Genomic DNA, 19,214 nt, shown 5'->3' with positions numbered 1-19,214 from the left:
TATGTTTGGTAAGCTCATTTTAAACGGTGTGGTGTTGGCGCTTGGGCTACAAGCGACAAGTGCCCTAGCGAACTGCCAGCCAGCTGCCGCCCAATCCCTTGAACGCGTTGGCCAGACCCGATTGAGTGTCTGGTTTTGGGACGTGTATGACGCCGAGTTACTCACCGATACGGGAGTCTATGACGACTACCATCGGCGTGCCTTGCGGTTAAGTTATTTACGCGACATTAAAGCAAAAGACTTGGTCGAGACCACGGAAGAAGAGTGGCGTCGGTTGGGCATCTCGGTCAGCGCGCAACATCAGCAGTGGCTGGCGTCAATGCAACGCATGTGGCCAGATGTTGGCAAGGGTGATTGCTTGATATTGGTCGAGACTGAACAAGGTTTTAGTGAATTTTACAATGCGCAAGGTCAACTGGGAGCGATTGAATCGCCGCAATTTACAGATGATTTTTTAGCGATTTGGCTAAGTCCCGAGTCGCGTTTTAAAAGTGAGCGCAATGCGTTAATTGGAGCGAACAAATGAAAAAGCACATGCTAGTTATTATTGCGTTAACAGTTATTATTCTGCAAGGGTGTTCGACCTCATTGGAAACCTATAGCGATGAACAACCCCATTTAAAACTCGAAGAATTTTTTGACGGTGACTTAGTCGCGTATGGCATGGTTCAGGACTACAGCGGCGAGGTTATTCAACGCTTCCGGGTGCAATTGGAAGGTAGCTGGGAGGGCAACGAAGGAGTGCTTGACGAGACCTTCTACTACGCCGACGGCAGTGAACAGAAACGCATTTGGTATCTAACGAAAACTGCACCAGATCAGTATGAAGGTCGAGCCAGTGACGTCGAAGGCGTTGCGTACGGTAAGGTTGCAGGGAATGTACTCAACTGGGCTTATACTTTAACCATTGAGTTAGACGGTGAGCCGTTTTCCGTGAAGCTTGATGACTGGCTTTATCTGGTTGACGAGAATAATATGATTAACCGTACACAGATGTATAAATACGGTCTCAATGTAGGTGAAATTACGCTTTATATTGGTAAGCAGTAAATTAACTAAAAAAGCAGCTCCAAGGAGCTGCTTTTTTGCATTTATTGAACTGAGTTTTAGTAGCCCCGAGGCAAACGTGATTTAGAACCACTTTCCTCAAGTTTTTTGCGCCAAAGTTCACGTGCTGTTAAGCCACCCCCAGCTGATTTCTTTGCTGTTGATTTCTTGGTTGCAGTTTTCTTCGCCGCAGGCTTTTTCGCTGCCGGTTTCTTCGTTTCTGCTTTCGCAGCTGGCTTACTACTTCCACCTAAGGCGTCAGCTTCCTCGGCCAGTTGTGCTAAACGCATATTTTTGCCACCATCAACGCTATACCAACCGCTTTTTGCTTCGATAGTTGGCTTTTTACCGTGAGCCTTTTCGTAAGCTGCGGTAAAATCAGCGATGACTTGGTCTTTATCAAGTTTGCTCATGGATAAACCCTTTGCATATTGAGTAAAAGTTCTCCATTTTTATACCGTTTTTTGCGCACTATGTCTATTATTCAGCGCAAAATGTTAAAACAAGAGGTGAAACCCGTGCAACGTAGCCAATTAGACGCTCATCTACGGCAACTTTTAGCGATTGATCGCATCAAGGATTACTGCCCGAATGGACTACAAGTTGAAGGTCGTCAACACATTGAAAAGATTATTACGGGGGTGACCGCATGTCAGCAATTAGTCGATAAAGCCGTTGAGTTAGAGGCGGACGCACTGTTAGTCCATCACGGCTATTTTTGGAAAGGCGAACCGTCAGCAATCACCGGAATGAAAAAGCGGCGCTTGCAGACATTGTTAGCGCACGATCTTAATATGTTTGCCTATCATCTACCACTTGATATTCACCCGAAACTAGGCAATAACGCGCAATTAGCACGACTTATGGCGTGGCCGGAACCCGTGGCACTAGAGCAGGTGGAGCCTGAAGGCGTGGTCATGATGACTGAGTTACCAGTAGAGCAAAGCGCCGAACAACTAAAACAGCAACTCGAGATGCAATTGCAACGGTCACTGGTTTGCGCTGTTCACACACCACAAAAAGCGATACGTCGAATCGCCTGGTGTACTGGGGGAGGTCAAGGGTTTATCGATGCTGCTGCAGCTGCGGGATGTGATCTGTTTATTACCGGTGAAGTGTCAGAGCCAACGGTTCATAGTGCACGTGAGCAAGATATCGCCTTTTTTGCTGCCGGGCATCATGCAACCGAGCGTTACGGAATTCAGGCACTAGGTGAGTATTTAGCAGAAGAGTTTGGCTTAGAGCATCAGTTTATCGATATCGATAGCCCCGCATGAGCCGACTATGAACAAGAAAACCGATCAGAGCTTTGACGGGCTAACCACAAAGTTCGCCAAAAATATTTATGCGACCGGCAAGGGCAAGCTCAGACTTGCCGTACTTGAGCGTGATTTAGCGGCTCTTATCCATACAGAAAAGCCCCTACGAATACTGGACGTCGGTGGTGGCACCGGTCAGCTATCGCAAAAGTTTGCGGCACAAGGCCATCAAGTGTTGCATACGGATATTGCCGCACCCATGGTGGCTGATGCGCGGCAGCAGCACCAGGCGCTGGGGTTGGCTGAACACTATCGTTATCTATGTGCGCCACTACAAGAGCTGCCCCATCTACTTGCTGAAGAAACCTTCGACGTGGTGCTGTGTCATGCGGTGCTTGAGTGGTTAGCAGAGCCACAACAGGCGCTGCCGATACTAAAGCAGTTTATGGCGGCACAGGGGCATCTGTCACTGATGTTTTATAATCGTGACGCAAAAATTATGGCTAATATGGTCTACGGCAACTTCGACTATGTTGAGGCTGACCTTAAGGTCAAGAAACGGGTTCGAATGAGTCCTCAGCAGCCCATCAGCTTGGCCGATATGAGTCTCTGGTTATCGCAGTGCGATCTTCAGGTAATGCAGAAAACTGGCGTGCGCTGTTTCCATGACTACCTTCGAGAGCCCTGTGAAGAGCAGCGATTTGAGCAATTGTTACAACTTGAGCTGCGCTACAACCAGACCGAACCTTTCGCAAGTTTAGGGCGTTACCAGCATTGGCAGATCCGCCATGCAAAATAGCGCCATCGCGATTTACTATAAATCGAACTGTGCGCGAGCGCGCGGCTACGCCGAAACCTACCAACAGCAATTTCATCAAGACTACGGTGTTACTAATGTCACGCTTATTGCAAGCTCTGGGCATCGCGGCGACGATGTAAAGCGACTTATCAATTGGCGTGATGCACAGAGTGCAACAAGGGCCCGCGAATGTGTTGTAATTGGCGGCGACGGTAGTCTTAATATTGTTGCGCAGATGGCTGCGCAAAGCACCGTGGCAGTAACGGTGATCCCTTGTGGTACTGGCAATGATTTTGCGAGCGCATTAGAGATCCGCGACTGGCGTTGGCGACTTGAAGACCAAGGTGAGGTGCTAGAACGCACCATCGGCAAAGCTGGCGACTATTATTTTATTAACCATGCGGGTGCCGGTTTAACTGTTGCGATGCAATCTTATCAGGGCTCGTTTAGTAGACGCTGGTTAGGGCGTTACAGCTATATTTCAGCGCTATTACGTTATCTGCTGCTGCCACCGAGCAGGCGTTGTAAGTTGCAGCCACTGAGCGCAAGTTCAAGCTATGGCTACGACGAACTACAAATTGTAGCGTTAAATCGCACCATCGGTGGTGGCATTGTGGTTTACCCACAAGCAGCAATTGCCAGCGATACGTTGGCGGTTTTAACGGTGCCGAAATGCGCGCGGTGGCGTCAAATGAGTGCGCTTTACTGGCTATTGCGTGGGCAACCTAAACGTAGCTCGATGATAACATTCGCTGAAGTTCGCCAGGTGCAACTGGGCGATGCCGACAATATTATTGAGTTTGATGGCGACCGCTTTGAACTCTGCGGACCGGTAACGATAGAAGTCATTCGTGCTGGACTGCGGGTGCGACGACCGACGCTTACTTAATCATTTCTACCGACATAAGGGCAACTATTATGAAATGTGCATTCATTGGATTAGGCGTCATGGGCTATCCCATGGCGGGACACTTGCAAAGCAAAGGTTTTGCGACCACGGTCTACAACCGAACTCGCAGCAAGGCTGAGCAATGGGTTGCAGAGTTTGACGGAAACTATGCGACCACACCGCGTGAAGCGGTGCTTGATGCCGACGTTGTGCTTGTATGTGTGGGAAATGATGATGACGTACGTAGTGTATTTTATGGCGACGACGGATTGCTGGCGAGTATCAGTGAAAATACCATTGTGATCGACCATACGACAGCTTCGGCGGAATTGGCGCGCGAACTTAATACTGAGGTACATCATCGGGTCGGGTTATTTTTAGATGCGCCGGTTTCTGGTGGCGAGCAGGGGGCAATTAACGGCGTCCTCACAGCCATGGTTGGCGGTGATAAGGAAGCCTTTGAGAAAGCCCAGCCGGTGCTCGAAAGCTATTGTAAAACACGTGAATATATGGGGCCGGCAGGCCATGGTCAGTTGGCCAAAATGGTCAATCAAATCTGTATCGCTGGGGTGGTGCAAGGGCTTGCCGAAGGGCTGCAACTCGCGCGCAAGGTAGGCCTAGATCCAGATACCTTGATTCGGGCGATTAGTCAGGGTGCTGCAGGCTCATGGCAAATGGAGAATCGTTACCAAACCATGTGGCAAGGGCACTATGAACACGGTTTTGCTGTCGACTGGATGCGTAAAGACCTAAAAATAGCCTTACAGGAAGCTGATCGTAACGGCTTGAGCATGCCGCTGACAGCGTTAGTTGATCAGTTTTATGGTGAAGTGCAACAGATGGGTGGTCACCGCTGGGACACCTCAAGCTTGTTAGCCCGACTAGAAAAATACTAAGCAATGAAGCATAAAAAAAGCCCCGTAAGAGTGCGGGGCTTTTAAGTTTCAACTTATCACAGTGACGCTTAACGAATACCCTTGCGACGTAGCGCTGAGGTACTGAAATCGCTGCGCTCTGGCTCAATTTCGAAGTCCATATAAGATGACTCTTCGTTTGCTAAACCTAGCACAACAAAGCGGCCTGAGTTTAGGTCATATAACGCTTCAGCGGCCATCCACGGAGTATCGTGATAGTAGAACTGAGTGTTATAGGCTTCACCGACACGCCATAATTCACCACGGTTGTCGTAATGATCGATGACACTTGCGGTCCACGTATCTTCATCAAAGTACATGTGGCGCGTTTGATAAATATGACGCTCACCGTCTTTCAAGGTCGCTTTAACTTCCCACACACGGTGCTTCTCGTAGCGAACTAGGTCTTGGTCCATGTGGCCTGGGTTAATGATGTCGTCATAACTCAGCTCAGTGTCCATAAGCTTGTAGTTGTTGTACGGGATATACATCTCGCGTTTCCCAACGAGTTCCCAGTTGTACTTGTTCGGAGCACCGTTGAACATGTCTAGGCCATCTGAGGTACGTAAACCGTCAGAAGCTGTACCTGGACCGTCATAAGAGACGTTTGGTGCACGACGCACACGACGTTGGCCGGCATTATATAACCATGCACGGCGGCCTTCTTTTACTTGGTTGATGGTTTCATGAACCAACAAAACGGTTCCTGTTTGACGTGCTGGGGCTAAAACTTCCTGCAAGAAATAGAACAGAATGTTGTCGTCAGCACTTTCACGTCCGCTTTCCATGTATTCAGGAAACACCAAAGATTCACGCAATAGCACAGGTACGAAGTTACCATCTTCTAATACCGGGAACTGATTAACCAGTCGCTGCACCGCACCACCGCGATAGCGTGTAATATGGTTCCAGATCACTTCCAAGCCGTTGGCAGGAATTGGAAAAGGTATGTGCATCTTGAAGTTTTCAAGACCGTTACCACCGGCCACCATTTCAGTGTTTTCGGCGTTATGCTTGATAACATCGTAGACCTCTTGTGGGTAGGCCGCTGTACGATGGCTCGGATAGATGTTCATTTTGTAGTCTGGGTACTTCTCGAACATCGCAACTTGACCTGCTGAAAGCATGTCTTTGTGTTCATCGAGGTTTGCCTGGGTAATGGTCAGTAAAATCTCATCATCGGCAAATGGGTCCGCTGGACGCGATGGAATGTCACCGTCAGCGGTGACACTATAGCCACCGTCCCATGCTGGAATTGAGCCATCAGCGTTCGCTGCTTTTTCAGCTCCAACAGGGGTTAAGTCTTGACCTAAGCGCGCGGCTTCATCCGGAGTGACTTTCGCCATAACGCTAACTGAGATAACAGATAGCGCAAAAACCCCGGCCTTCAGCATCATTTTATTCATGGTTGCTTTTCCTTGTTTGTTCTATGTACTTTTACTTAAGGTACTTACTTAAAGCTATAGTAACAAGAGTCTAAATTAATTGCCCAGCCGGTACTAGCGTTTAACCGCATCTCACGGTAAGGTAGCAGCTGGTTTGACCTGTACGAATTTATTCATAGCATGTACGGCTTACGAAAAATTTGCAACAGTAAACATAACAATTCTAAGACAGAGAAAATGCAAGAGGGTTCCATGAGAAGAACGAGGGTCTGTGCAAGCGCAGTAGCTCTGGTGTTCAGCTGTGCGGCTTCCGCGCAACAAACACCGGTGGTCGACGACTACGACGTTATCTATGCGCCCGCAATGGTTGCACCTGAAGCAACCACCGCGGTTCTGACAGAAATAGACGCGACCACCGAGCGCGCTGTTGCGGTAGGTGATTACGGCGTTATCGTAACCCGCGACAAGAACAGCAGCGAATGGCAACAGGCGGAGGTACCAACAAGTGTCTTCCTGACCAGTGTCGATTTTGCGAACCAAGATATAGGTTGGGCTGTCGGGCATCATGGCGTCATATTGAAGACCACAGACGGTGGCCTTACTTGGCAACGTCAACTTGATGGTTTTGCTTACATTGAGTTACAAATTTCCTTTTTCGAAACCTACGTAAATGAACTGGAAAGTCGTTTAGCCAATGACAATTTGGACGCGGAACAAGAAGCTGATCTTGAGTTCATGTTAGATGAAGCACTGTTTCAGCTTGATAACGCCGTTTTCGCACAAGAAGAGGGCCCCACCAAGCCATTTCTTGACGTGTTAGCTTTATCGAAAGACGAGCTTTATGTGAGTGGGGCCTATGGCGCATTGTTGTACAGCAATGATGGCGGCGAGAGTTGGCAAATTCATGATACGCGAGTGGAAAACCCCGACGGCTTCCATTTGAATGCGCTGCAATCTGATGGCGAAATGTTGTATTTAGCCGGCGAAGCGGGGCAACTTTTCCGTAGTGATGACGCAGGGGCCAGCTGGGACGTTTTAGACTCGCCGTACTATGGTTCATTTTTCGGTATGCATGTAGACCAGCAAAAGCGTCTATGGATTTATGGTTTGCGTGGTAATATCTTCGTCAGCGACGATCAAGGTCTTTCTTTTACGCAATTGAAGCTTGATGATCCTGTTAATATTAATACCGCGATCGATGCCCCTGATAACGGTCTCTATTTTGTCGGCAACGCTGGCGTGGTGGCCTATTTGTCAGCCACAGGTGAACTACAAGAACGAACTCATCAAAGCGGCGCAGCACTGACCGACATGGTAATCAATGCCGATGGTCAATTGACCCTTGTGGGTCAACGAGGTGTTTTATCGATGCCAAGTTTTGCGCTAACCGAGAAGGAATAGATCCGCGATGTCTGAACAGCAGGTAGCAACAGCAACAGATAAAAGCGTTTTTCTCGAGCGCTTAATTTTTAATTTCCGCCCGTTCTGGGTGGTTTTATTCGCCTTACTAACGGTATTTTTGGGCTGGCATGCGAGCCAGGTTAGGCCTGAGGCCAGCTTGACCAAAATGATTCCAACCAATCATCCCTTTATCCAAAATTACTTTGAGCACCGAGATGATTTAGCAAGCCTAGGTAATGTGGTGCGTATCGCGGTGGAAACCACTGACGAAACCATTTTTACTGCCGAGTTCCAAAAAACCTTGCAGGAAATCACCGACGAAGTGTTTTTTATTCCGGGCGTCGATCGTGCTGGTTTAAAGAGTATATGGACACCTAATGTTCGCTGGAGCGAAGTAACCGAAGAGGGCTTTGTCGGCGGACCGGTGATTCCTGATAATTGGGATGCGTCGCAGCAATCACTTGAACAGTTACGTACCAACGTTTTACGTTCGGGTGAAGTTGGCAATTTAGTCGCGAATAACTTTCAGTCGGCATTGATCTACGTGCCATTGAATGAGGTGAATCCAGATACCGGTGAGCCGCTCGACTATCAAGCGTTTTCAGAACAACTTGAAGAACGTATTCGTGACAAGTATCAATCGGATAATGTAAAAATTCACATCACCGGATTTGCGAAAATCATCGGTGATTTAATCGAAGGGGCGATGCAGGTTGGTCTGTTCTTTCTACTTGCGATCATTATTACCCTAGTGATGCTGTTTGCCTACAGCCGCTGCTGGCGCAGCTCGTTTGCTGTACTCAGTTGTTCGATTATCGCGGTGATCTGGCAGTTAGGTATTATTAAGCTCATTGGCAGCGGCATTAACCCGTACTCGATGCTGGTACCATTTTTAGTGTTTGCCATCGGCGTTAGCCATGGTGTGCAAATTATTAATGCGATGAGTGGTAACCGTGTGGATGGGCACGACCGAGTGATGTCGTCGCGACTTGCCTTCCGCGCATTGTACATTGCGGGTCTTACGGCGTTAGTTTCCGACGCCATTGGCTTTACCACCCTAATGGTCATCGACATCGAAGTCATCCAAGAACTCGCAATTGCTGCCAGTATTGGTGTGGCGGTGGTGGTACTGACCAACTTGGGTCTGTTGCCTATCATTATGTCGTATACCGGCATTTCAGAAGGTGGGCGCAAGTACAGCGAACGTGTGCGCAATGAGTCACACCCAGTGCTGACCCTCTTTGAACGCTTTTCACAGCCGAAATGGGCTTACAGTGCGCTGCTCGTTGCGTTAGTTGGCTTAACCTGGGGCTTGGTGCAAGGGCAACAACTAAAAATCGGTGACTTGGATGCGGGGGCACCCGAATTACGTCCAGATAGTCGTTACAACTTAGATAACAAGTTTATCGTTGATAACTACAGTTCAAGTACGGATATCTTCGTCGTAATGGCAAAGACCGCACCGTCACAATGTATTGCTTACGATAACCTTGAAGTGATGGACCGGTTTAGCTGGCACATGGAGAATACGCCGGGTGTGCAAGACGTTAAGTCAGTGGTCTATGTGGCCAAAATGGGCGGTTTTGGGTTAAACGAAGGTAACCTTAAATGGTTTAGCTTAAACCGTAACCAGTATGTGCTGAATGCCAATACCGGACGCACACCACCGGGTCTTATTAACCCCGACTGTTCGATGGCACCGATCATTATCTATCTTAATGACCATAAAGCCGAAACCTTGAAAACCGTGGTTAGTGCCGTTGATGACTTCAACGCTCGCTATCAACAAGAGGGCCTTGAGCTACTGATGGCAGCGGGTAACTCTGGTATTGAGGCGGCCACCAACTCAGTGATCGAAGCCGCGCAATATAAAATGTTGCTGTGGGTCTATGGCGTGGTCATCGTGTTAGTGTTTATCACGTTCAGAAGCCTACGAACCGTTGCTTGTATTGTTTTACCGTTGGCGCTGACCACCATCATGAGTCAAGGCCTGATGGCGACGCTAGGCATTGGTGTTAAGGTCGCTACGTTGCCGGTGATAGCGTTAGGTGTGGGTATTGGTGTCGATTATGGTATCTATATTTATGCCAAAATTAAGGAAGGTCTTGAACAAGGTATGCACTTAGACGAGTGCTACAAGTACGCGCTGGACAATACGGGTAAAGCCGTTGGTTTCACCGGCTTAACCTTAGCTATCGGCGTTGCAACCTGGATCTTCTCGCCAATTAAGTTCCAAGCCGATATGGGTATTTTGCTAACCTTTATGTTCCTTTGGAATATGCTTGGCGCATTAATCTTGATACCTGCCTTGGCACGCTTGTTCGCGAGCTTCGGCAAAAAATAAAAGCACCGTTAGGGTGTGTTCGATGCGGTGTCGGCTAGAATAAAGTCGGCACCGACATCGGCGATAACCATTGTTGGTGCGTTGGTATTCCCGCTGATTACTGTAGGCATAATCGACGCATCTACCACTCTAAGTCCCGCAACCCCATTTACGCGCAACTGCGCATCTACCACGGCGTTAGCGTCGTTACCCATACGACAGGTACTGGTTGGGTGATAAATTAAACCCGCATGAAATTTGAGAGACGCTAAAAGCTCATCATCGCTGTTGCTTGCTCCAGGGATCAGTTCACCACCGTTATGCTCTGCCATCGCTGGCTGTGCCATAATGTCGCGTACTTGCTTAATGGCCGACAGCAGTACCTCTTGATCTTCGTGCTCGCTCAGAAAGTCATAGGTAAAGCCGGGGGCTTGCTTAACTTCTGCACTATGAAGGTATAAGCGTCCACGCGTACGCGGGCGCAGAACGCAAGCATGACAGGCAAAACCATGGCTAAACGCAGGTCGCAAGTCATAGCCATTATCGGCGAAGCGAGTAGGGACTAGGTGGAGCTGAATATCAGGCGTCTCTACGGTGGGCGAACTGCGCAAAAAGCCTCCCACTTCGGAGGGCGGGTGGGCCATTGCGCCAGACCTGTTGCGCCAATATGAAAGTGTCTCGAGTGCCAACTTACCTAGTCCAAGCGGCCTTAAACAAAGGCTATCACGTTGCTGATTGCGGTAATGAACTAAGCTATCGACGTGCTCTTGCAAGTTTGCACCGACGTCAGAGCTGTCCACCACAGTGATGATGCCGTGACGACGCAGCTCTTCGGCAGGTCCAATTCCCGAAAGCATCAATAACTGCGGCGAGTGAAATGCGCCGGCACTTAGGATCACTTCGCGGCGTGCCGCAATAAACTGACTTGCGTGGCGACCACGGCGGATAAGTACACCCGTCGCCTGCTGTTGCTTTATAACCACCTGCTCCACTTGGGCATTGGTGATAACCGTTAAATTTTTACGCGTTAAGGCAGGCTCCAAAAAAGCCCGCCGGGTGCCAAAGCGTTCGCCATTGTGCATGGTGAATTGAAAGGCTCCAACACCATAGAGGTCGCCGCCATTAAAGTCGTTATTATGCGGGATACCAGCTTCCACACCGGCGGCTATGAAGCGTTTGGAAACTTCATAATAGGGTTCTACATCGCTAACGTGCAAAGGGCCTTGGTCACCATGGTACTGATCGGCGCCGCGCTGGTTGTTCTCTAATCTACGAAAGCGCGGAAGGAGTTGCTGCCAGGACCAATGCTCACTGGTTTGCTGCGCCCAGCCATCGTAATCACTTTGGGCACCGCGGGTATAAATCATGGCGTTGATAGCACTACTACCGCCAAGCCCTTTGCCTCGGGGCGTAAAATGCCCACGAGACTGACGTGGCAATTGATCATCGCTGCGTAACTGCCAATTCAGTCGTGGGTGTTGGAGTAATGCTGCGACGCCGCCCGGCATGGTTACCAGTGGTGACTTACCGCTACCTCCGGCTTCGATGAGGGCGACCTCAAAACGACCACAACGTGACAACTTTTCGGCCAATACACAACCTGCAGAGCCACCGCCGACGATAATAAAATCAAAGTGATCTGCAGATTTAGAGGCTTTGTGCATAATTGAAAAGGTCTTTGAGTAGTCGCTGTTTACCTGCGTGTTCGGCACAACGACTCGCTGCTTGTTCGAGTTCAAGCATGAATTGCTCTGCCGAAAGCGCTTTAGGCAAGGGCTCGAGTAAACGTTGTTGGCAGAACTGACGCCAGCGTTGTAACTCGCTATCGGTTAACGTCGCGGGATAGTTGCGCGCTCGGTATCGAAACAACATTTCTGGCAGTCTTGGGTCACTAAAGTTAAGGTCAAGTGCGGCAAGTTGTTCGGGGGCTGTTGCACGAATAATGGCCATGGTTGAGCGATCTTGTTCGCTAAAGAAGGCGCCACGGTATAACTGCAACTCTGGATCTGCTGGAAGCTCGTCGGGTCCGCTAAATTCGGTGCTGCGCACGATACGTTCTCGTAACTCAGGTTGTTGTTGTAACCACTGTGCGCGCTCTAGCATTTCTTCCAAAGGTAATTGCCAACGTTGTTGCACTTGCTCGCTAAGCACATTAAGCGGCGCTAGAAACGGACACCGGTTAAGTTGTAGTTGTTGCCCGCCATAAACGCCCCAGCCTTGACTGTCGCGCTGCTCTCGGTTGGCAAAACGGCGCTCTTGGAGTTGTTCATCGCTAAGCTCGAGTAACTGACGCGGGTCTTGACGTAAATTCCAATACACCACGGCATTCGGATTGTCGTCTTTGTAGCCCAACGGCATGATCAGTGAGAGAAATCCGTTGTCGGCCCCGTAAAATCCAGCAATATGCACAATAGGCTTGAAGTTCACGAGATCAATGAGAGGCTTCAAAGCCTGCTTACGACGAATTGAATAGGCGTAATCGAAGAGTTTTGGTTGTGCACTTTTCAATAGTTTGGCGATGGCTATGGTGGCATAGACATCCGCCATTGCATCATGAGCTTGACCATGTTCAATGCCATTGGCTGCAGTTAGATGCTCAAGTCGCATGCTGGCAAAACCTTGGTCATTTTCGGGCCACTCGATACCTTGGGGGCGTAAGGCATAGCAGGCACGCACCACGTCGATTAAGTCCCAGCGTGAGTTATTGTTCTGCCAAGTGTGTGCATAGGGATCAATAAAATTCCGGTAGAACAAATGACGGGTTACCTCGTCATCGAAAGCCACAGAGTTATAGCCAACAATAGTGGTGTTTGGCTGGCTCATTTGTTGCTCGATTTTAGCCGCAAATGAGGCTTCATTCATGCCCTGTGCCAGTGCGTGTTGCGGGGTGATACCGGTGATCAATACCGCTTGTGGGTGGGGCAGAAAATCAGGCGTGGGTTGACTGTAAATGGTTAGCGGTCGATCACTCGCCTCAAACTCTAAGCTGGTGCGTAATCCAGCAAATTGCGCGGGGCGATCGACCTGTGGTTGTGCGCCCCAAGTTTCGTAGTCGTGCCAGTAAAAGCTTGCTTCGCTCATGTAGTGTAATGTGTTGTAGGAAAACTGATGTTCAGACTACCTGATTGCGGTAGTTGTCGCAATTGCTGAGCCCGACCACAGATTTTTGGCTAGTAGTTGGTTGCAGCTCATGGCAGGATAATAAATCAGCAACTTTTCTGTCGAACATCAATCACCCATATCAACCATAAAGGTATCGCTATGACGAACGTATTCAAACTTGCTGCGGTAGTTCTTGCTGCTAGCACCAGTTTAGCCACTCTTCAACCGGCACAAGCACTTGAAAAAAGTGAGCAAAATCAGTTTGCAATAGCTATTCACGGTGGTGCCGGAACGATTACCCGCGCGAATCTGAACGCTGAACAAGAAGCTGCATACAAGGCAAAGCTCACCGAAGCTCTTGATGCTGGCCATGCGATATTGGCTGATGGTGGAAGTAGCATGGATGCAGTGATCGCAGCGGTTCAGATCATGGAAGCTTCCCCCTTATTCAACTCGGGCCGCGGTGCAGTGTATACCTTTGATGGTGAACATGAACTTGATGCATCGATTATGGATGGTTCAAATTTAGAGGCCGGTGCCGTTGCTGGCGTGAAAACAATTAAAAGCCCTATTGCCTTAGCTCGGAGTGTGATGGAGAACTCGGTTCATGTCATGTTGAGTGGCGAAGGCGCGGAGCAATTCGCGCAAGAGCAAGGCCTAGAGCAAGTTGACAATGACTACTTTGATACGGAGCATCGTTATCAACAACTCGAGCAAGCGCGCGAACGCTTAGGTATAGCAGATAAACAAGCCTACTTAGACCTAGATGACAAATTTAAGTACGGCACGGTCGGTGCCGTGGCAGTTGATAAAAATGGTAATTTAAGTGCCGCCACTTCAACCGGTGGTATGACCGCCAAACGCTACGGCCGCATTGGTGACTCTCCAGTGATTGGTGCGGGCACCTGGGCCGATAACGAAAGCTGTGCCGTATCAGCAACCGGGCATGGTGAGTACTTTATACGTTTTCATGTTGCCGCAGATATCTGTAGCCGCGTGAAGTACCTTGATCAGTCCATCGAAAAAGCCGGTGATACAGTGATTCATGACGTACTACTACCCGCTGGTGGCACCGGCGGTGTGATTATTGTTGACGGCGCCGGTAATGTGCATATGCCGTTTAATACTGAAGGAATGTATCGTGCCAGCCGAGTCGGGTATGGTGACACTGAAGTTGCGATTTACAAAGATTGACTATAATGAAGTTAGGGTTCGTTTTCGTCGTAAAGTGAGGTAGTTATGCAGTCAATGAAAGTCGTTGATTTTATGAATCGTCACCCAGCCGTATTTACCGCCGACTTGCCGATTGAAGTAGCGGTGGAGCGTTTAGTTCAGAGCCGTCAGCGCGGTGGCCCGGTGGTGGATGAAAAACGACGTGTGATTGGCTTCATTTCAGAGCAAGACTGCTTGGCGGCGATGTTACGCGACACCTATCACAAAGAGTTGAGTGCCAATGTCGGTGATTGTATGTATCAAGGTGAGGTATTAAGTGTGTTTGCCAATGAAACAATCACTGATGTGGCACAACGTATGGATGCCAAGAAACCCAAAGTTTACCCAGTACTTGATGATGATAACCGCCAGTTGGTAGGTGTCATCACACGTACCGATGTTCTTGCTGCCATTGATAGCTATTTCAAAGATTCTTATCGCCAGCGTTAACAAGCTGGCGTGACACTGATAAACTCAAGCCTTTCCGCTGAAGTAAAAGCAGGTTAGGTAGTGCAGACACCCATTCATTTTCCCGGCGACCTACCGGTCGTACAAGCCAAAACTGAAATTCAACAGGCCATACAGGATCATCAAGTGGTGATCGTGGCGGGCGAAACTGGCTCGGGAAAAACCACCCAATTGCCCAAAATGTTGCTAGAAATGGGCTATGGCCGTGCTGAAAAGGGCACGCTGATTGGTCATACACAACCACGCCGCCTTGCTGCACGGAGTGTTGCTCAACGCATTGCCGATGAGCTGAAAACGCCACTTGGCACCACTGTGGGCTTTAAAGTGCGCTTTCAGGATCAAACCGCGCCCGGCACCGCCGTGAAATTAGTGACCGACGGTATGCTACTGGCCGAGCTGCAAAATGATCGCATGCTACGTCAGTACGATGCGCTCATTATTGACGAAGCGCATGAGCGTAGCTTGAATATTGATTTCATTCTTGGTGTGCTGGCCAAGCTATTGCCAAAGCGACCTGATTTAAAACTGGTGATCACCTCTGCCACTATTGAAACCGAACGCTTTGCCAATCACTTTGATAACGCACCGGTGATTTCCGTGAGCGGCCGTACCTATCCGGTCGAGACCCGCTATCGCCCCTTAGAAGGCGACGACGACAGCGGTGATGTTGTACAAGGTGTGTGTGACGCGGTTACCGAGCTGTATCGTGAAGCCAGTGGCGATATTTTGATTTTCGGTTCGGGCGAGCGCGAGATCAGAGATTTCGCTGAGGCCATCGCTGAATTAGACTTACCTGATACTGAAATTCTACCCTTATTCGCACGCCTTTCGGCAAGTGAACAGAACCGCGTGTTTCAATCGCATCAGCAACGGCGCATCGTGATCGCCACTAACGTGGCAGAAACCTCATTAACCGTGCCAGGCATTCGCTATGTAATTGATCCAGGTACTGCCCGCATAAGTCGCTACAGCTACCGCACTAAGGTTCAACGTTTACCGATTGAAAAAATCTCCCAGGCCAGCGCCAATCAACGGCAAGGTCGTTGTGGCCGTGTGGCACCGGGAATTTGTATTCGACTCTACAGCGAAGAAGATTTTGCCCAGCGTCCAGAGTACACCGAGCCGGAAATTCTGCGAACTAATCTCGCTGCCGTTATTTTGCAGATGACAGCAGCAAAACTCGGTGATATCAGGAAATTCCCTTTCATTGATCGGCCTGATGAACGCTTCATAAAAGACGGCATGAACCTGTTGCAAGAGTTGCACGCGCTTAAGCTTGGTCGTGGTAAACGGCGGCGTGGCCAAGCGCAAGGGCCTCAATTAACTGCTCTTGGTCGGCAGCTGGCGCAATTACCTATCGATCCGCGCTTGGGCCGTATGGTTTTAGCTGCAAATCAGTTTGGATGCATGCAAGAGGTGATGGTTATCACCGCTGCTTTAAGCATTCAAGACCCACGCGAAAGACCACAGGAAGCGCGGCAAAAAGCAGACGAATTACATCAGCGCTTTCATGATAAAGACTCCGATTTTAATGGCTACCTTAACCTGTGGAATTATTTGCAGCAGCAACAATCAGAGTTATCCAAAAATCAATTTAGGAAGCAACTGAAAAAAGAGTTTATTCACTTTTTAAGAGTGCGTGAATGGCAAGATGTCTACAGCCAAATTAGGCAAACAGTTCGCGGGCAAGGGTATAAAATAAATCAGGAACAGGCCAGTTTCGAAGCCGTTCATCGCGCGTTGCTTACCGGGCTTTTATCACAGCTTGGCAATAAACAAGAAGGGCATGAGTTTCTAGGTGCACGTAATCGTAAGTTCTTTGTATTTCCAGGCTCGGGGCTATTCAAAAAGCCGCCAAAGTGGCTCATGGCCGCCGAGTTGGTAGAAACTAGCCGACTTTTCGCACGAGTGAATGCGCGTATTGAGCCTGAATGGATTGAACCCGCAGCTGAGCATTTGGTGAAGCGTAATTATTTCGAGCCGCACTTCAGTAAAAAGTCCGGGTCTGTGGTCGCCGATGAGCAAGTGACGCTCTATGGCTTGATTATTGTTCCGCGGCGGCGGGTACAATATGGTCCGGTCGACCCAAGCGCGGCCAGAGAGATTTTTATTCGAGAAGGACTCGTCGGCGGACAACTAAAGCGCCAGTTGCCGTTTATTCGTCATAACCGAGACCTAATTGAATCTATTCGAGAGCTAGAGGACAAGTCGCGCCGGCGTGATATTTTGGTCGATGATGAAGCGCTGTTTAGTGCTTATGACGCACAAATACCGGCAGCTATTTATAACGAGCAATTGCTCGCGGGTTGGTGGCATAAATCAGCGCAGCAACAACCGCGACTATTACATTTTGAACGTGCCGACTTGATGGCGCAGGATGCCAACCATGTCACTGAGCTCGATTACCCAGATCAGTGGCAGCAAGGCGATTTGAGCTTACCTCTGAGTTATCACTTTGAGCCTAACGATGCCAGCGATGGTGTTGCTGTACATATTCCGATTACCTTGGTGAATCAATTAACGCCGGATGGCTTCGATTGGCAAATTCCTGCGTTACGGGAACAACTCGTTATCCATTGGATAAAATCACTACCTAAAAGCTATCGTCGTCATTTTGTACCTGCGCCCAATTACGCTCAAGCATTTATGCAGGCGTGTGCCGAGGACAAAGATCCTGCGGCGCTGCAACAACAGCCGTTATTAGAGGTGCTGAGTGCGAAGTTGAAGCGCATGTCAGGGGTCACTATTCCGCCTGATGCATGGGACAGTGAGCAGTTGCCGCGTCATCTGCGGATGCGTTTCGTAGTAGAAGGTGATAAAGGCCAATGTATCGCTGACGGTCGCGACTTAACCGAACTGCAGCAGCAGTTACAAGGTAAAGTTCAGCATGCTTTACGCGAAGCGGTCGCGGAAGAGCCAGTGAATACCTCAGTGACTGATTGGCAGTTTGGCCAGATGCCGGAACTTAAAGAACGCCAACAGCGTGGCTATGCAGTGAAAGCCTATCCAGCCCTTGAAGTGACTGCAGAAGGCGTGCGAGAGACTTTATTTGATAAGCCGGAACAAGCGGCTTATGCCCATCGACTTGGCTTACGAAAATTATTGCAATTACAGTTACCGTCGCCGGTGCGTTATTTACAGCAAAGTTTGTCAAATAAGGCAAAGCTGGCAATGTACTATAACCCTTGGGGTAAGGTTGATGCGCTGATCAACGATTGTATTGTGGCTGCGATCGATGAGTTTGTCGCAGCGCAGCCGATCCGCGATGAGCAAACTTTTCGTGCGGTCGTCGAGCGGGCAAGGGGCGAGCTGAACCAACGTGTGACCGAGATTGCACGTCAGGTAGAGCCTTGCTTGATGGCTAGTCAAAAAATTCGTAAGCAGTTGAAGGGGTCCGTTGCTTTAGATCAAATACAAGCTCATGCAGATATCAAACAGCAACTTGATGAGCTGGTGCACCCAGGCTTTGTCAGTGCTGCGGGGGCTGATCGACTCGCTGATATCGAGCGTTATCTAAAGGCGATTCAGCGCCGCATGGAAAAACTTCCGGTTGATCCTAATCGTGATCGATTACATCTTTTAGTTTTGCAAAAACTTGCCAGCAAGTATGCAGAGCTGAAAATGAAATGGCCGAAAGGGCAGGCGCTGCCAGCTGAGGTGGTTGAAATTCGCTGGATGTTGGAAGAGTTAAGGGTAAGTTTCTTCGCTCAGCAACTAGGAACCCGCTATCCAATTTCGGAAAAGCGGGTTCAGCAAGCGCTAGCAAATGTCACAGCTTAGGCCGCGTACAGATCTAGGTTTTCGCGGGCGTAAGCTTCAAATTCGGTGCAGCCGCCGATGTGCTTTTCATCGATAAAGATCTGCGGAACTGTTTGCACTGGAGCGCCGACAGTCTTTTCTAAATCGGCCTTACTGATACCTTCTTCGTGCATGTCGATATAACGAAATTCGAAATCGTCACGATCTTCGGTAAGTTTCTCAGCGATTTGTTTGGCGCGAACACAAAAAGGACAGCCAGGGCGTCCAAAAATTACGGTAAACATAGTTTCTCCCACATATTTGGTGCGTATTAATTGCGTATAGTCTGCCTGATTTGAGCATTGAAGGCCAATGATCTTGATCAATTGTGGCTATCGGCTTAATCGATTAGTGATCAATTTCTAAATCGGAGGAGGGCACGCAACAGCACGCAAGGCAATCACCCGGACGAACGATCGCTAACGGTTCATTAATATAGTCAACGGTGCCACTTTTGATCTGCGTACGGCATGCTCCGCAAAAGCCATCACGGCAATGATACCGAGTTTCAATACCAGCTTGCTCCATGGCTTCTAGGAGTGAGCTCCCTTCGGAAGGATCAACGGTCAGCTCATGCTGACCGTTTACACAAACTTTAAAGCAATCGCTCATGGTGA

At 49.2% G+C, this 19,214-nt stretch carries 17 protein-coding genes; 11 read left to right on the top strand and 6 right to left on the bottom strand.

The features are described from left to right. Position 1 precedes the first annotated feature (1 nt). Both PSI9734_RS03300 and PSI9734_RS03295 read left to right on the top strand, forming a co-directional pair. Positions 2-526, top strand: a complete 525-nt coding sequence (locus PSI9734_RS03300; RefSeq protein ID WP_173919674.1) for a chalcone isomerase family protein — start codon at positions 2-4, stop codon at positions 524-526. Next, positions 523-1,050, top strand: a complete 528-nt coding sequence (locus tag PSI9734_RS03295; RefSeq protein WP_173919673.1) for a DUF3833 domain-containing protein — start codon at positions 523-525, stop codon at positions 1,048-1,050. Before PSI9734_RS03300 ends, PSI9734_RS03295 begins: the two co-directional genes overlap by 4 nt. Before the next feature lie 56 nt (positions 1,051-1,106). Here PSI9734_RS03295 and PSI9734_RS03290 read toward each other — a convergent pair whose 3' ends face one another. After that, on the bottom strand, positions 1,107-1,460 hold the full coding sequence (locus PSI9734_RS03290; protein ID WP_173919672.1) for a hypothetical protein: 354 nt from the start codon (positions 1,458-1,460) through the stop codon (positions 1,107-1,109). Between the two features lie 105 nt (positions 1,461-1,565). On the opposite strand from PSI9734_RS03290, the gene PSI9734_RS03285 reads away from it, so the two are divergent. From PSI9734_RS03285 to PSI9734_RS03270, 4 genes are read left to right on the top strand one after another with little or no spacing between them, the layout of a single operon-like run. Continuing rightward, on the top strand, positions 1,566-2,324 hold the full coding sequence (locus tag PSI9734_RS03285; RefSeq protein WP_173919671.1) for a Nif3-like dinuclear metal center hexameric protein: 759 nt from the start codon (positions 1,566-1,568) through the stop codon (positions 2,322-2,324). A 7-nt stretch (positions 2,325-2,331) separates the two neighbouring features. Next, on the top strand, positions 2,332-3,105 hold the full coding sequence (locus PSI9734_RS03280; RefSeq protein ID WP_173919670.1) for a methyltransferase domain-containing protein: 774 nt from the start codon (positions 2,332-2,334) through the stop codon (positions 3,103-3,105). Continuing rightward, positions 3,095-3,994, top strand: coding sequence for a diacylglycerol/lipid kinase family protein (locus PSI9734_RS03275; protein WP_173919669.1), 900 nt, complete (start codon positions 3,095-3,097; stop codon positions 3,992-3,994). Before PSI9734_RS03280 ends, PSI9734_RS03275 begins: the two co-directional genes overlap by 11 nt. A gap of 29 nt (positions 3,995-4,023) precedes the next feature. Continuing rightward, complete coding sequence (locus PSI9734_RS03270; RefSeq protein ID WP_173919668.1) at positions 4,024-4,890, top strand: NAD(P)-dependent oxidoreductase; 867 nt, start codon at positions 4,024-4,026, stop codon at positions 4,888-4,890. A 68-nt stretch (positions 4,891-4,958) separates the two neighbouring features. Here the strand turns inward: PSI9734_RS03270 and PSI9734_RS03265 are convergent, their stop codons facing one another. Beyond that, positions 4,959-6,314 (bottom strand): DUF1329 domain-containing protein, encoded by a 1,356-nt coding sequence (locus PSI9734_RS03265; RefSeq protein WP_173919667.1) that lies wholly within the window; start codon positions 6,312-6,314, stop codon positions 4,959-4,961. 231 nt (positions 6,315-6,545) lie between these two features. Here PSI9734_RS03265 and PSI9734_RS03260 point away from each other — a divergent pair, with 231 nt between their 5' ends. Together PSI9734_RS03260 and PSI9734_RS03255 are read left to right on the top strand one after the other, a co-directional pair. Next, positions 6,546-7,694: a WD40/YVTN/BNR-like repeat-containing protein gene (locus PSI9734_RS03260; protein WP_173919666.1), complete on the top strand. Its 1,149-nt coding sequence runs from the start codon at positions 6,546-6,548 to the stop codon at positions 7,692-7,694. 7 nt (positions 7,695-7,701) lie between these two features. Further along, the gene (locus PSI9734_RS03255) at positions 7,702-10,038 is read left to right on the top strand and encodes an efflux RND transporter permease subunit (RefSeq protein WP_173919665.1); all 2,337 of its coding nucleotides are present in this window, start codon (positions 7,702-7,704) and stop codon (positions 10,036-10,038) included. Positions 10,039-10,046: 8 nt separating this feature from the next. On the opposite strand, the gene PSI9734_RS03250 is transcribed toward PSI9734_RS03255, so the two are convergent. Further along, a complete protein-coding gene (locus tag PSI9734_RS03250; protein ID WP_173919664.1) occupies positions 10,047-11,681 on the bottom strand; it encodes a GMC family oxidoreductase in 1,635 nt (544 codons plus the stop codon). After that, positions 11,665-13,098, bottom strand: a complete 1,434-nt coding sequence (gene sbcB, locus PSI9734_RS03245; protein WP_173919663.1) for an exodeoxyribonuclease I — start codon at positions 13,096-13,098, stop codon at positions 11,665-11,667. Before sbcB ends, PSI9734_RS03250 begins: the two co-directional genes overlap by 17 nt. A gap of 180 nt (positions 13,099-13,278) precedes the next feature. Here sbcB and PSI9734_RS03240 point away from each other — a divergent pair, with 180 nt between their 5' ends. From PSI9734_RS03240 to hrpA, 3 genes are read left to right on the top strand one after another with little or no spacing between them, the layout of a single operon-like run. Next, entirely contained in the window at positions 13,279-14,313 is a 1,035-nt protein-coding gene (locus PSI9734_RS03240; protein ID WP_173919662.1) for an isoaspartyl peptidase/L-asparaginase family protein, read from the top strand. Between the two features lie 45 nt (positions 14,314-14,358). Next, positions 14,359-14,781: a CBS domain-containing protein gene (locus PSI9734_RS03235; protein WP_173919661.1), complete on the top strand. Its 423-nt coding sequence runs from the start codon at positions 14,359-14,361 to the stop codon at positions 14,779-14,781. Between the two features lie 60 nt (positions 14,782-14,841). Further along, the gene (gene hrpA, locus PSI9734_RS03230; protein WP_173919660.1) at positions 14,842-18,579 is read left to right on the top strand and encodes an ATP-dependent RNA helicase HrpA; all 3,738 of its coding nucleotides are present in this window, start codon (positions 14,842-14,844) and stop codon (positions 18,577-18,579) included. On the opposite strand, the gene PSI9734_RS03225 is transcribed toward hrpA, so the two are convergent. Further along, on the bottom strand, positions 18,576-18,842 hold the full coding sequence (locus tag PSI9734_RS03225) for a GrxA family glutaredoxin (protein ID WP_173919659.1): 267 nt from the start codon (positions 18,840-18,842) through the stop codon (positions 18,576-18,578). The two genes, hrpA and PSI9734_RS03225, sit on opposite strands and share 4 nt — an antisense overlap. 103 nt (positions 18,843-18,945) lie before the next feature. Then, the gene (gene yfaE / locus PSI9734_RS03220) at positions 18,946-19,209 is read right to left on the bottom strand and encodes a class I ribonucleotide reductase maintenance protein YfaE (RefSeq protein WP_173919658.1); all 264 of its coding nucleotides are present in this window, start codon (positions 19,207-19,209) and stop codon (positions 18,946-18,948) included. Positions 19,210-19,214: the final 5 nt, after the last annotated feature.

This window comes from Pseudidiomarina piscicola (assembly GCF_902806985.1).
In the GTDB taxonomy this organism is placed as follows: Bacteria; Pseudomonadota; Gammaproteobacteria; order Enterobacterales; family Alteromonadaceae; genus Pseudidiomarina; species Pseudidiomarina piscicola.
This window is presented reverse-complemented; position numbering and strand designations above follow the sequence as displayed.